This is a genomic window from Treponema sp. Marseille-Q4130 (assembly GCF_014334325.1).
In the GTDB taxonomy this organism is placed as follows: Bacteria; Spirochaetota; Spirochaetia; order Treponematales; family Treponemataceae; genus Treponema_D.
Genome location: NZ_JACSET010000004.1, coordinates 225048 through 238357 on the forward strand (window position 1 = coordinate 225048; position 13310 = coordinate 238357).

The window sequence follows — 13310 nt, forward strand, 5'->3', positions numbered from 1 at the left end:
ACGGCACACGTATCAGCGGCGCTGTGAAGCGAGCCACGCGAACAGCTTTATGCCCCCATCTTCGACATCGTCGTTCAAAACGTATATCCACGACGCATGTCCGTCAAAGCGATACGGATTGCCTTTTTTGTCTTTATAGGCGCCGCTTAGATCGAGGACGTTGTCGTAAACGACGTAATGCAAATCTTCGGGATGCAATTCTCGCAGACGCGATACGGTCGCGCCGTCGTACTTTTCCATCTTAATTGTGTCGTCGTCTTTTGCCCGCGTAAACCACAGCGGAACTTTCGCAAGTTCGCCGAGCTGGCTGTCCGTAATTTTTTTATCGGGATACGCTTCGCACACGGGAAAAGCCGCCGCAAAAAAATCGGGATATTGCAAAAGCATATTGAGCGTCATATAACCGCCGGCCGAACAGCCGCCGACATATATGCGATCAGGGTCGATGTACGGATGCTCTGCAATACATTCGTCGATCAATCTTTTTACCGCCTCGCTGTAATATGAAACGCTTGCCACGGGATTTTTTTTATCGGATTTGATTTTCAAATCGGTTTTAAAAATAGCATTGGCTGTTTTGAGAAAGGGCTTCAATATGTTTTTTGCCGTTCCTTCAATATCGACGGGAACCCAAAGCCGCTTTCCCCCAACACCCTTGCTTGTCGATTCGAGCCACGCCGTCGGAGCTTGCGGAACGAGGACTGCCGCACCGTTTTCGAAATACGACTGAATTTTTTGCCCCGCGAGGTTCACCGCCTTCGTGCCCAAAATCGGCATATACGGATTATTGCCGCCTTCGGCTATACCGTGAAACCAAACGATCAACGGAATTTTTTTATCGCTTTGATCGGAATTTGTCGGCGTCCAAAACGCATACTGCATATCCGTATCGCCGGATGTAAAATCGAACATCGTAAAGCGCGCAGCCTCAGGACATACGGCGGCACTCCGTTTTTTTATCGTAAAGCCGAGTTTTTCGTTTTCAATTTTTAAACCGTAGAGCGTCCCTGTATAGAAGACGGCTTTTATAAAAGGATTTCCGGAAGATTCCTCCGGTTCAACGGAAAGTTTCAGCGTTATATGATTTCCTTCGCCCTCGATTTTATTGCCACGCGAGTCGGAAAGATACGCGTCGACAACATCGCGCTCGCCTTTTGAAAAACCGGAACCGCGCCGCGCCTGCTCTTCCGGCGCGAAAATTTTCGTAACTTCAAAATCTTTCGCTCTGACGGCATCGGCTGAAAAAGTTTTGTCGATATTCATTATCACCGTGTCGGCGACGGGCCCCCAATCGTAGGCACCGACGACAAGCACGTATCGATTTTTTGCAGGCTCCGCAGCTTCTGTCAAAACCGTAACCGTGTCCGCTTCTTCCGCAGCAAACGGCAAGAGACAAAAATGCAATAAACATATCGCAAAAAAAATCTTATCAGCTTTGCTCATAAAATCAAGTATATACTATTCTCATACGTATCGCTACAGCGAACTCCGCGACGGAGATGATGTATGTAAAAAACAACAAGGGGGCGGAAAACATTTTTCATCAATAATTTTTTCGATATTTTTTCATTTCATGTTTTTTTCGTTTCATTGCAAAAATCGTTCGGAAACTATACAATAGAACGCTATGGATTTACTGAAAAAACTCGAAGACTGCAAAAAACGCTTCGACGAATTAAGCGCGCGCGTTATGGATGGCGATCTTGTTAAAGACGTCGAAAAATACAAAGACGTTATGCGCGAACACGGTCATCTCTCCGAACTCATGGAATTATACGGCGAATACAAAAAAATGCTCGACGGCATTGAAAGCGATACCGAACTGATCACAAACGAAGACGATCACGATCTGAAAGAGATGGCAAGGGAAGAGCTGAAATCGCTCGAAGAACAAAAGCCGCTGCTCGAAGAAAAAATAAAATTAAAACTCATTCCGCCGGATCCGCTCGACGAAAAAAACATCATCGTCGAAATACGAAACGGCGTCGGAGGAGACGAAGCGTCGCTGTTCGTCGCCGACCTCTACGAAATGTACGCGCGCTTTGCGGAGATGAAAGGCTGGAAATACGAAATTATGAATTCGACGCCGACGGAAGTGGGCGGCTATAAAGAGATTTCGTTTTCGCTTTCCGGAAAATTCGTATACGGCACGCTCAGATGGGAAGGCGGCGTACATCGCGTACAGCGCGTTCCCGCAACGGAAGCGCAGGGGAGAATCCACACGAGCACGGTAACGGTCGCAGTCCTTCCCGAAGCGAGCGAAACCGATATCGTCATCAAGCCGGAAGACGTGCGTATCGACGTGATGAGGGCAGGCGGGCCGGGCGGACAGTGCGTCAACACGACGGATTCCGCAGTACGCCTCACGCATATTCCGACGGGGCTCGTCGTCATCCAGCAGGACGAAAAAAGCCAAATCAAAAACAAAGCGAAAGCATTCCGCGTTTTGCGCGCGCGCTTGTTCGATTTGGAAGAGAGCAAAAAACGGGCGGAGCGGGATGCGGCGCGTAAATCGATGGTCGGGAGCGGTGACAGAAGCGAACGCATCCGCACGTACAATTTTCCGCAAAACAGAGTGACCGATCACCGCATCAATTTGACGCTGTACAAGCTCGACCAGTTTATGCTCGGCTATATGGACGAAATGCTCGACGCACTCAACGTGTACGCAAAAGAAGAGCAGCTGAAAGCGGACGTAAGCGAACTCGCACACGATTAGCGGATAAGGACGCACAGCGGCGGAACAAAAGCGTGACCATCAAAAACGCAAGAGACGAAGCGATAAAAAAATTAATAAATTCTCCGACGGCTCCGCTCGATGCGGACGTTCTTTTATCGCATACGATCAAGTGTTCGAAATCTTTTTTACTCGCACATCGGAATGACGATTTGACGGATGCGCAGTACGGCGCATTTATGTCCGCAATCGCGCTTCGCAAAACGGGACTCGCAGTCGCCTATATCACGGGACACAAAGAATTTTATAAACTCGATTTTATCGTCACACAAGACGTACTCGTTCCGAAGCCGGACACTGAAACGCTCGTGGAAAAAGCGGTCGAAAGCATCAAAGAGCTTGTACGAAATAAAATGACGAGTACCGACAAAGCGGTATGGACTGCCGAAGCGCCGAAAAAGAACGCCGAAACGACGAAACAAAACGAAGGGAGGCAAACCGACGGTACGCTTCGCATCGCCGATATATGCACGGGAAGCGGCTGCGTCGGTATCGCGGCAGCTCGTGAATTGAACGAGTGCGGAATCTTTTGCGATCTTACGCTTACCGACATTTCTTCCCACGCTCTTGAAATCGCAAAGCAAAACGCGGAACGGCTTTTAACAAAAGATCAGTTCGAACGCACGGCATTCGTCTCAGGCGATCTGCTGAATGCACTTTCGCCCTTCTCCCTCTTCGACGCGATACTCGCAAATCCGCCTTACGTGCCGTCCGATGAAGTGACGGAATTATTAAAAGACGGAAGAGGCGATCCGGCTCTCGCCCTCGACGGAGACGCAGACGGCACGCGCGAAAGAAGGCAAAGCTCGGACGGTCTTGCGATCACGAGGCGCCTCGTAGTGCAAGCGTATGAGCGCCTCGCACAAGGCGGTGTGTTTTTTCTCGAAAGCGGCGAATACAATGCAAAAGAAGCCGCTCACCTGATGAAAAAAGCCGGTTTCGTCCGCGTCGAAACGCACTGCGATCTGTCGGGCAGGCCGCGCGCAACGACAGGCCGCCGAAGCGGCATCGTTTATTTGCCGCAGTGCAGCCACGTGAGTTCGTGCTTATTATAATTCAAATGTATGACACGGCTGTCGGGAATGACTGCAAATTTTTCTACAAGCTGCCAATCGATATCGCCCTGCATTTTTATCGTACAGATCATATTCCGGCAAAGCCCGCTTGAAAGCCATGTGCCGATCCAATCGTAAAGCCTCGAAGGATAGCATATCACATCGCTGAAAACCCAATCGCACGCTCCGACATCCTCGGGCTTGAGCGTAAAGGCATCGTGCTTTAAAAATTCGACGCGGGGATGCGTCATAAGACCCGGCGCCAACTCCGCGCGGTCTACCGAAAACACCGTGCAGTCTAAACCTGCAAGCACCCACGTCCAACCGCCGGGGCTTGCACCCGCATCGAAACAGCGCTCTCCGGCACACGGCGCTTCACAGCCGAAAAAAATCCGCATAAACGTCAACGCTTCATAGAGTTTCAAATATGCGCGGCTCGGCGGATCTTCGTGATTTTCCGCAAACCGGATCGCACCGGCAGGCAAAAAACTCGTCGTCGCTTCCGATGCAAGCATCTCATGTTCTCCGATGAGCGTATACAACCCGATGGGAGACGCGGGTATGCGTGCGGGAAAGGTGCGCTCTTTGAGATTGACATACGGAAGTTTTTCCTGAATAAGCGAAGCGCGCCTAAAAAAACGATACTGATACGGAGCCCAAGAGCGCTGCATATCGGTAAGAGCGTGCGCCGCATCCCCTATCGAATCGAAACCGATCACAAGAGGCGAAAGCATAGCCGTGCGGCACCAATACGGCGTGCAAAGACTCGAATCGCCGTTTTCCGAAAGCGTATTTCCGTTTTCTTTCGCATCGCCTTTAAAATTATTAATTAATAAATTATCGATATGCGGAACATAGAGCAAATCTCCGTATCGCACGGAATCGCGTAAATCGCAAAAAAAACGTTCGCGAAGTTCGGAGACGAGCATATCGTACATATCGGGAAACGATAAAAATGCGGCGCCCGGTAATTTTTTTACACTACTTGGCATACGGAGCCGACGATTTGATTTTCGACCCTTTGTTCATCGGCAGCGTCGGAAAGGCCTGCGACATATTCGGAAAGGTATACGGAATCGGGAGAGCGGAGAATACTGAAGCCGATTTCCGTCGCGCCTCTGTCTTCTTTTACCCAGCGCGGATGACAGAGCAGCGTAAAAGCGGTTTTGTGCATTTCGCCCGAAATGTGCGAGGGCATCACCCTTATCTCATAATCGCTGTCGAGGTCTATGACGACGGGAAAAGGATAATGCACTTTGCAGCCTTCCCTGCTTATGTTGTCGAGCACGCCGGGCAGGGCGCAGATTTGCGGAGCGTCTATTCTGCCGATATCGTCGTATCGAATCGATTTTCGAGCGGCGGCACACATAAGGACAGTATGTCCGTTTTTTTGCATATAGTCAACACGCTCATCGAAGCGCGAAATTCCCCGCGCGACTTGCAACGAGCACGAAGCGCGAAGTTCCGCGCGGTGAAATCGCAAACCTCGCTTCCGCTCAATATTCCGCGAATATCCTTTCGAGCTTTTCTTTTCCGATGATCTTCATAAAGCTTGCAAGGCGCGGTCCCTGCTCTTTACCGATGAGCACGCGATACATAATGCCGAAAAGCTCTTTCGGCTTAATGCCGCATCCGACGGCCGCGTCGTAGATCTTTTGCGAAAGCTCCTGCTCTCCGCTTTCTTCGACAAAGGGCAGCACATCGCTTTTCATCTTTTCGACGACCGCTTTTTCCACGTCGCTTAACGCGACCGCCCCGCTTCCGAGCCGTAGCGCAAATTTAAAATCTTCCGGCGCGCATTCGGTAACCCAATACCACGCGCACTCGCATCTCCTCTTGAGGCATTCTTTTTGTTCGTCCCGCACGTCGCCCAAAGATGCGATGACCGCGTCGATGTCGCCGGAATACGTCTGTAAAAGCGTCGTGAGCATTCTGAAGCCGATTTGATAGGGCATGACACGCGGCAGCTCGGGCTCCACTTGAGCAAGCAAATAGACGCGCTTTTCGTGATTTGCGACATCGTCGTTTTTCGCCTGTTCGAGCCCCCACGCGATGCGCTCGGTGCGGTCGTAAGCTTCGTACACCGTGATGACGTCGAGGTCGAAGCTGATCGCAAATTCGTGATCGACTTTGTTGACGGCAAAAATATAGCGCAGCACTTCCGGCTGGTACACGCAAAGCGCGTCGGGGAGCGCGATGACTTTACCCTTCGACGACGACATCTTTCCGGGGATCCCCTTTAAGCCGACAAAATCGTACTTCATCGTAACGGGCGCATCCCAGCCGTACACTTTTTTCGAAACGAGTTTTGCCGTATCGTAAGAACCGCCGGGACTCACGTGATCTTTTCCGCCCGGCTCGAACACCACCTTTTCTTCGTTCCATCTCATCGGCCAGTCGACTCTCCAGCCGAGCTTAAAGCCCTTCGACGTACGGAGATCTTCCGCCGCTTCGTGTCCGCATTCGCACTTGTACGATACGCCGTATTCGCCGTCGTAACCGGTGATCTCCGTCGTGTCGCGATTGCACTTCGAACAGAACACCGAAACAGGCCAATACGCTTCGTCGGCTTTCATCTTGTGCGCGTCGTCGCGATATTCGTTCAGACACGATTTAATAAGCTCGCGATTTTGCATCGCCTTTTTCATGCCTTCGGCGTAGCGATTTTCGCGGTAGCGTTGAGCCTGATATAAAAATTCGGGATGAATGCCGACTCTCGGGAGCTCCCGCTCGATATCGACTTCGTGATGGCGCGCGTAGTTTTCATCGCGCCCTGTCGTATCGGGCACCATCGTAATCGGAAAGCGAAGGTATTTTTTCAGTTCGTCCTGATTCGGCATGTTCGCGGGCACTTTGCGGAATACATCGTAATCGTCCCACGAATAGATAAATCGCACGTTTTTACCGCGGTCGCGCAGCGCACGCACAACCAAATCGACCGTGATGATTTCACGGAAGTTCCCGATATGCACGGTACCCGACGGCGTTATACCCGAAGCGCAGGTATACAAATCGCGCTCGCCTCGCTCCGAAACGATATTGTCCGCGACGCGGTCCGCCCAATGGCACAAAAGTTTTTTATCGACGCTCATAACATTTCCTTATTAAAAAATATTCGTGCTGAGGCTTTAATACCCCGACGCTCTGCGTCGTAACAAAGGGTATTAAAGCCGACTGCAACCACCTTATGAGAGCAACATACCCCGACGCTCGCGTCGGGGTTGTTGATTAATTACTATTCCGACCGATCGACGGCACGGATATTTTGTTATAATAGCACGTGACCGGAAGAAAAACAACCGCCCGCACGAAGCTTATCGCACACACGAAGCTGTCGCACAGAGTCTAAGCAAGCCTCTCGCGCCAAATCTCTCGTCACGCTTCGTATGCGTGCAGCTGCTCCGTCATAAGCGGGATGAGCTGCTTTTTGCGCGAAACGACGTCTTTCAAATAGTAGATATGCTCTTCGAGGCGCGGAAAGGTGACGAGGGATAAAAATTTTTCATCCCCGACCAAAAACAGCATACTCGACAACTGCGTGATGTCCGTAACAAGGAGCGCCGAAAAAAGCGCTTTTCGCGAACGCTGCTCGATTTCAAGCTCTTCGATGAATTCTTTTTTGCGGTCGAAAATTTCTTTCGTATCGTCGACTTCGATTTGACTCACCGTATAATTCACTTTACCCTGCACATACTCTTTCATATCCTGAGCGACGAGGTCGTGCGTGCTCCGCCCTTTGATGCGGCTGCCGGCGGCGATCACGTCTTTGCCGAGCTGCTTGACGTCGAGACCGGTGATGTCAGAAAGGTATGCTGCCGTTTCCCGATCTTCGTCCGTCGCCGTCGCTGACTGCAGTATAAGCGTATCGGAGAGAATGCCGCACAACAAAATGCTCGCGATTTCGCGCGGGATCGGTACTTTGTTTTCGCGGTAGAGATTCGTTATCAGAGTCGATGTCGATCCGATCGGCTTTGAAATAAACGTAATCGGATAATCGGTCGAAAGCGTGCCGAGCCGATGATGATCGATCACTTCGCGTATGCGGTAGTGTTCGATACCGTCGACCGCCTGAGAAGCTTCGTTGTGATCCACCAATATCAATTCGATGCCCGGCTCCTGCAAGAGATCGTGTTCGGAAATGAGACCGACGAGTTTTTTGTCGTCGTCGATGACAGGGAGGCAGCGGCACGGAGATTCCTGAATGAGCGGACGTATCTTCGCTACCGTATCTTCCGGATGCACGGCCGGAACGTCGACGTCCGCCATCACCGAAACGGGAGTCGCATAGGGGATAAGCATCGCCGTCGCAGACGTCGCATAGGGACTGATGATAACCGACACTCCCCGCTCTTCGGCCTTTTCGCGCAGTTCTTTTGTCAGCGGATTTCCGAGCGTGATGATGAGGAGCTTGACTCCCGCGTCGATCGCCGCGCTCTGTATGTCTTCACGGTCTCCGGTAATGACGACGGCGTTTTCGCTGTTGTGCTCCGAAAGCGTTTCGGTAAAGGTTTCAAGCGATCCAGCACCGACGATCACCGACGCTTTAAACACATCGTTTTCGTTTTTGGCGATGACAGGCTGCGCATGTATCGTACGCGCGATGAGTGCGATGCTCGCCGGAAATGCCGTTTTGTGTTCGGGATTCAAAACGGCGAGCACGTTTTGCGCAAATATATTGTAATGCAGCATCGCCATATACGCGCCGTTTTCATCGACGACCGGCAGCACGCGGCTTTCGAGCCTGTCCATTGCGCTGATGGCATCCCACACCGATTCGTCTTCCCCGACGGCATCGCACGAACCGCTCATAAAGTAGGCGACTTTCGGAACGACATTGGGGATATATTTCGGATAGGGCACTTTGAAGCGATTGAACACGTATTCCGTCTGCGGAGAAAAATGCCCGGCACGGCACGCAACATAATTTTTTTGACCGAGCAGCTCTTTTAAGCGCGCATACGCAACCGCCGCAACGCCACAGTCGGTGTCGGGATTTTTATGTCCGATAATGTAAACGGTTTTCTCTTTCATAACAATATTTTCGTGCAAATCGCGCCCTTTGTCAAATAATTATAACGGGACGGAAATCCATCAAGCGTCGGATACAAGCGTCACGGAAATCCATTTTTAATGGGTAATGGGTATTTTCTAATGAGTAATTGTTAATGTGTAATGTAATGGGTAATTGTTAATGTGTAATGGATAATTTCGGTAATGAAGCGGTATTGATTTTTCCATTTCATACGGAAACAGGATACGGCATGTGCCGTACATTGAGCGAAGTTCCCCGCGCAACCTTGCAACGAGCGCGTAAGCGCGAAGTCCCCCGCGCCACTTGCAACGAGCACGAAGTGCGAAGTTCCCCGCGCAACCTTGCAACGAGCGCGAAGTGCGAAGTTCCCCGCGCAGGAAACGATGTTCCCGTTTATTCGTGCGGAGGGTTTAATACCCTGACGCTTGCGTCGTAACAAAGGGTATTAAAGCCGACTGCAACCACCTTATGAGAACAACATATCCCGACGCTTGCGTCGGGGGGTGTTGATTTTTACAAAAAACCGCGTAATTTATCACTTTATCGGCGATATATAGATCAGCGGCTTCCTTGTCGCACTATCTCAATAATCAAGGATATCCCTATGGAATATACCCATAAACCCGTCGACGAACTCACCTTTACCGACGACTTTATGTTCGGCACGGTCATGAAAAATAAAATGATCTGCAAGGGTGTCATCGAACGGCTTTTGCATATCAAAGTCGGTAAAATAGAATATCCCTCCCTGCAAAAAACGATAGCACCCTTTTACGAAAGCAAGGGCATCCGTCTCGACGTCTATGTCTCAGACCCCGAGCGTATTTTCGATATAGAAATACAAACGTCGATCCCGCCCTCTCTTCCCAAACGCACGCGTTATTACCAAAGCCTTATGGATGTCGATAATCTCTTGTGCGGTCAAAGTTACGCGGAATTGAAAGAGAGCTACGTCATCTTTATCTGTACGCAGGATCCCTTCGGCAAGGGGTTACCCGTTTATACATTCCGCAACGTATGCAGTGAAGATGGTACTCTTTTTCTTGATGACAAATCGTATAAAGTATTTTATAATGTGGGTGCCTACGGTAAAGAAGATGAACCTGAATTGAGCGCTCTGTTGGAGTATCTTTGCGAAAGGCGGGCGACGAGCGGTTTTACACAGCACATCGATGAGCTTGTCGAAAAAGCGAAACGGAACGAAAAGTTCAGGAGCTGGTATATGTCGTTGAATATTTGGAAAGATGATTTACTAAGAGAGGGTTCACAGCTGGGTGAAAAGATCGGCTTTGAGCGGGGCGTTGCTGCGGGAATACGCAGAGGTCGACGCGACGGTATTGCCGCGGGATCGTATCAAAAAGCACGGGAAACGGCAAAGCTGATGCAGCGAGAAAGCTGTTCTGTCGATTTTATACAGCGGATGACCGGTCTCTCGGAAGCGGAAATCGAAAAACTGTAACGGTATTTGCTGTAAAGCTCGACATCCGGCCTTTTTAGGTAAAAATTGATTTCCGTCTACAAACCGTCGGATTCGATTGCCGTCCATCCTTTTTCGTGTTAAAATCTCCGCTATGGATACCCTTTCAAATTTAATCGCACCGGAAAAACTTTCCGACGAATTTAATAAAATCTACGGAAGCGGCAAAGACGCCGTGCGCGTTTTCGCGTCTCCCGCACGCATCAATATCATCGGCGAGCACATCGACTATAACGGCGGAAAAGTGTTTCCCGCGGCAATCGACCGCTACCTCTACGCCGCCGTCAGAAAGCGGGACGATTCGCGCATCACGTACCGCGACCTGAAATTTCCGGGCGTCTACGACTTCGACATACGCGGCGAGTTCGCATACAAAAAAGAAAACGGCTACGCAAATTATCTCAACGGCATCGTAACGATTTTAAAACGAAGAGGCTGCGTCTTTTCAGGCGGCTTCGACGCACTCATCGCAAGCGATATCCCGCCCGCAGGCGGCATTTCATCGTCGTCCGCACTCGAATGCGGTTTCGCGTACGCGCTTTCGGAAGTTTTCGGCTTCGGCATTTCGCGCAAAGATATCGCGCTCGCAGGGCAGCAAAGCGAACACGAATTCATGAACGTCAACTGCGGCATCATGGATCAATTCATCATCGCGACGGCAAAAAAAGATACGGCGGAACTGCTCGACTGCGCAACGCTCGATCACGAATATGTGCCGCTTGCGCTCGACGGCTGCCGTTTCGTCGTTATGAACACGCAAAAAAAACGCCGACTCGCCGATTCGAAGTACAACGAACGGAGAGCCGAGTGCGAACAGGCGCTCGCAATTTTACAAGCGGCAAAAATTCAGCTCACATCCGCCGGTAGATATACGAATACAAAAGATATTCCCGACCTGTGCGCCTTGACGCAGAATCAGCTCGACGAGTGTAAAAACGTTTTCTCGGACGAAACGATTTTCAGACGCGCCCGCCACTGCGTCACCGAAAACGAACGCGTTGCAAAAGCCGCCTGCGCTCTCAAAGCCGGAAACCTTTCATCACTCGGAACATTATTAAGAGAATCGCATGCGTCGCTCAAAGACGATTACGAAGTGACCGGCATCGAACTCGATACGCTCGCAGACGCGGCAAATGCCGAGCGCTCGTGCATCGGAGCTCGAATGACGGGAGCGGGCTTCGGAGGCTGCGCGATCGCGCTCGTAAAAAACGACGGCACGGAAGAATTTATCGACAACGTACAACGCGCATACGTAAAAGCGATCGGTTACGAAGCGGCTTTTTTTACATGCTCGACTGCGGACGGAGTACGGGAAATCGAAACGGTGCGGCGATAAGACGGACAAAATACCGGAGCGGCAAAATGCTGTGTGTGCGATGATATGCGGCACAGCGCAATGCGGCAGCCCGCATTCAAACGAACGCGGGCTTAAACCGACGAGCAGCCGCGGCTCTTTGTTTTATCAATAGCCCGGATCGACCTTGTGCGATCAATACGGTACGCTTGTAACCTTTAACACGGCACCGGAACCTTTGAGCTTCACTTGAACTTCCATAATCTTTGAACCGGTCTCTTTTTTAAGCTGTATATTTTCAATAAAGATTATCTTTTCGTTTCTGATTTTTGACGCTCCGAAAATCGCACAGCCTAAATGTGCTGAAGGATCGGTATTTTCACTGTTTACACACAGGTGAAACGGAATATCCGTTGCAACAAAAGGATTGTTTACTGCAGCAGCCCCATTTTCATCTACACGCAGTAAAGGATAGGGTGAAACGATGAAAGTTTTTTGTTCCCACTGCGTTTTTAACTCATCGGTCAACGGAATTTTCGGTATAAGATTAAAGAATAGGTGTTTTTTTTTCCGCAAGTGCCGCATCATTGGGAATCTTTGCAAATCCCGATTTTTCTATGTTTTTAATCGCCGTAATACCGCTCTGATTTACAATCTCTTGATTGGTCGCAATACAAAAATTTATTTTAACCGTACCCGCGTAATCGTCGGCATCGATTCCGCCGTTTTTAGGCTGAACGGCACCGTACGAAATATCAAGAGCAATGTGTTCATCCGTATCTTTAGTACGATAAAGATCGGCATAGGCTTGAATTTTCGTTTTAAATGTATCGGTAAAAAGATTTATCGGCGCTTGTCCTGTACTTTTTGCAGTGGCATAAAAGGATGAAGCAAATTCGGTTGAATCAACTTTTATAGCGCTATCGGCGGTTTTATTCAAAATATATTGGAATACATCCTTTGCTTTAAAACAGTCCTTTTTCAGTAGTGTCGTTAAATGAGTAAATGAAAATGCTGTATTGTTGACAAGTTCCTCCGTTCCGCCTTCAGCAAGTTTTCGGAACACGACGCTCGGCCGTACCCATACTTGCGTACCTGCTGCTTGAGCCTTTGCCGCAAGGGTATAAGTATCGTGTTCACCTAATTCTATCGTTGTTACAAAATCACTCAGCAAAAACGACAATTTTTTTACAAGCTTTGCGCCGCTCGGATCTTTATTTACTTCCTCAATATATTTTGTAAGCGAATAATTGTGTTCTATCGCGTCGTCCAAATTAAGCTCGCAGTCGGCAAGCGATTGTATCGTTTTGCCTGCAAGCGGGTGCGTAAAGCCTGCTACGGAAATCTTTTGAGAAAAATTTTTACCTTTATTCGTGCCTTTTACTTTTACGGTAAACGTTCCCGCTTCGTCGTCATAGGCTACAAAGTTTCTTTCGGTAAACGTAATTCCGCTTCCCGCCGGCATGCCGTTTGCAATCTTTTTAGCCGCTGCCGAAGCGGTAATGTTTCCTCGTTGTAAACCGAACGCCGCAAGCACGTCCGCTTCGGTCAATTCATACGGATTTTGCGGAACGGCAGGATTTGTCCCCGGATTTTCCACATCGGAAGATGAGCTTGCATGCCGGCAGCCGGTTATCAACAGCGCAAAAAGCAGCGCCGGTAAAAGTATAAACATATATGTCTTTTTTATAGATACTATTTCCTAAAAATATTTA

11 protein-coding genes are annotated in these 13310 nt (G+C 49.7%); 4 read left to right on the forward strand and 7 right to left on the reverse strand.

All coding sequences use genetic code 11. The annotated features are described in order from the left end of the window. Positions 1–12: 12 nt before the first annotated feature. Complete coding sequence (locus H9I36_RS06210; RefSeq protein WP_187384506.1) at positions 13–1443, reverse strand: prolyl oligopeptidase family serine peptidase; 1431 nt, start codon at positions 1441–1443, stop codon at positions 13–15. A 184-nt stretch (positions 1444–1627) separates the two neighbouring features. On the opposite strand from H9I36_RS06210, the gene prfA reads away from it, so the two are divergent. Further along, a complete protein-coding gene (prfA, locus tag H9I36_RS06215) occupies positions 1628–2719 on the forward strand; it encodes a peptide chain release factor 1 (protein ID WP_187384507.1) in 1092 nt (363 codons plus the stop codon). A 32-nt stretch (positions 2720–2751) separates the two neighbouring features. Further along, positions 2752–3792: a peptide chain release factor N(5)-glutamine methyltransferase gene (gene prmC / locus H9I36_RS06220; protein WP_187384508.1), complete on the forward strand. Its 1041-nt coding sequence runs from the start codon at positions 2752–2754 to the stop codon at positions 3790–3792. On the opposite strand, the gene H9I36_RS06225 is transcribed toward prmC, so the two are convergent. From H9I36_RS06225 to H9I36_RS06240, 4 genes are all read right to left on the reverse strand, one after another. After that, on the reverse strand, positions 3750–4784 hold the full coding sequence (locus H9I36_RS06225; protein ID WP_187384509.1) for an SAM-dependent methyltransferase: 1035 nt from the start codon (positions 4782–4784) through the stop codon (positions 3750–3752). The two genes, prmC and H9I36_RS06225, sit on opposite strands and share 43 nt — an antisense overlap. Then, positions 4769–5188: a hypothetical protein gene (locus H9I36_RS06230; RefSeq protein WP_187384510.1), complete on the reverse strand. Its 420-nt coding sequence runs from the start codon at positions 5186–5188 to the stop codon at positions 4769–4771. The genes H9I36_RS06225 and H9I36_RS06230 overlap by 16 nt, the downstream gene beginning before the upstream one ends. 100 nt (positions 5189–5288) lie before the next feature. Next, positions 5289–6884 (reverse strand): lysine--tRNA ligase, encoded by a 1596-nt coding sequence (gene lysS / locus H9I36_RS06235; protein ID WP_187384511.1) that lies wholly within the window; start codon positions 6882–6884, stop codon positions 5289–5291. Positions 6885–7167: 283 nt separating this feature from the next. Further along, complete coding sequence (locus H9I36_RS06240; RefSeq protein ID WP_187384512.1) at positions 7168–8823, reverse strand: putative manganese-dependent inorganic diphosphatase; 1656 nt, start codon at positions 8821–8823, stop codon at positions 7168–7170. 605 nt (positions 8824–9428) lie between these two features. On the opposite strand from H9I36_RS06240, the gene H9I36_RS06245 reads away from it, so the two are divergent. Together H9I36_RS06245 and H9I36_RS06250 are read left to right on the forward strand one after the other, a co-directional pair. After that, positions 9429–10283 (forward strand): Rpn family recombination-promoting nuclease/putative transposase, encoded by an 855-nt coding sequence (locus H9I36_RS06245; RefSeq protein ID WP_187384513.1) that lies wholly within the window; start codon positions 9429–9431, stop codon positions 10281–10283. Positions 10284–10395: 112 nt separating this feature from the next. Continuing rightward, the gene (locus H9I36_RS06250) at positions 10396–11637 is read left to right on the forward strand and encodes a galactokinase (protein ID WP_187384514.1); all 1242 of its coding nucleotides are present in this window, start codon (positions 10396–10398) and stop codon (positions 11635–11637) included. 153 nt (positions 11638–11790) lie between these two features. Here the strand turns inward: H9I36_RS06250 and H9I36_RS06255 are convergent, their stop codons facing one another. Then, positions 11791–12123 carry a hypothetical protein gene (locus tag H9I36_RS06255; RefSeq protein ID WP_187384515.1) on the reverse strand — a complete coding sequence of 111 codons (333 nt, stop codon included), beginning with the start codon at positions 12121–12123 and terminating at the stop codon, positions 11791–11793. 19 nt (positions 12124–12142) lie between these two features. Then, on the reverse strand, positions 12143–13270 hold the full coding sequence (locus H9I36_RS06260) for a lipoprotein 17-related variable surface protein (protein ID WP_187384516.1): 1128 nt from the start codon (positions 13268–13270) through the stop codon (positions 12143–12145). Positions 13271–13310: the final 40 nt, after the last annotated feature.

What these genes read in the sequence shown, in the direction of transcription:
- H9I36_RS06210 (WP_187384506.1), bottom strand. Translation starts at nt 1,443, where the DNA reads ATGAGCAAAGCTGATAAGATTTTTTTTGCGATATGTTTATTGCATTTT.
- prfA (WP_187384507.1), top strand. Translation starts at nt 1,628, where the DNA reads ATGGATTTACTGAAAAAACTCGAAGACTGCAAAAAACGCTTCGACGAA.
- H9I36_RS06225 (WP_187384509.1), bottom strand. Translation starts at nt 4,784, where the DNA reads ATGCCAAGTAGTGTAAAAAAATTACCGGGCGCCGCATTTTTATCGTTT.
- H9I36_RS06230 (WP_187384510.1), bottom strand. Translation starts at nt 5,188, where the DNA reads ATGCAAAAAAACGGACATACTGTCCTTATGTGTGCCGCCGCTCGAAAA.
- lysS (WP_187384511.1), bottom strand. Translation starts at nt 6,884, where the DNA reads ATGAGCGTCGATAAAAAACTTTTGTGCCATTGGGCGGACCGCGTCGCG.
- H9I36_RS06240 (WP_187384512.1), bottom strand. Translation starts at nt 8,823, where the DNA reads ATGAAAGAGAAAACCGTTTACATTATCGGACATAAAAATCCCGACACC.
- H9I36_RS06245 (WP_187384513.1), top strand. Translation starts at nt 9,429, where the DNA reads ATGGAATATACCCATAAACCCGTCGACGAACTCACCTTTACCGACGAC.
- H9I36_RS06250 (WP_187384514.1), top strand. Translation starts at nt 10,396, where the DNA reads ATGGATACCCTTTCAAATTTAATCGCACCGGAAAAACTTTCCGACGAA.
- H9I36_RS06260 (WP_187384516.1), bottom strand. Translation starts at nt 13,270, where the DNA reads ATGTTTATACTTTTACCGGCGCTGCTTTTTGCGCTGTTGATAACCGGC.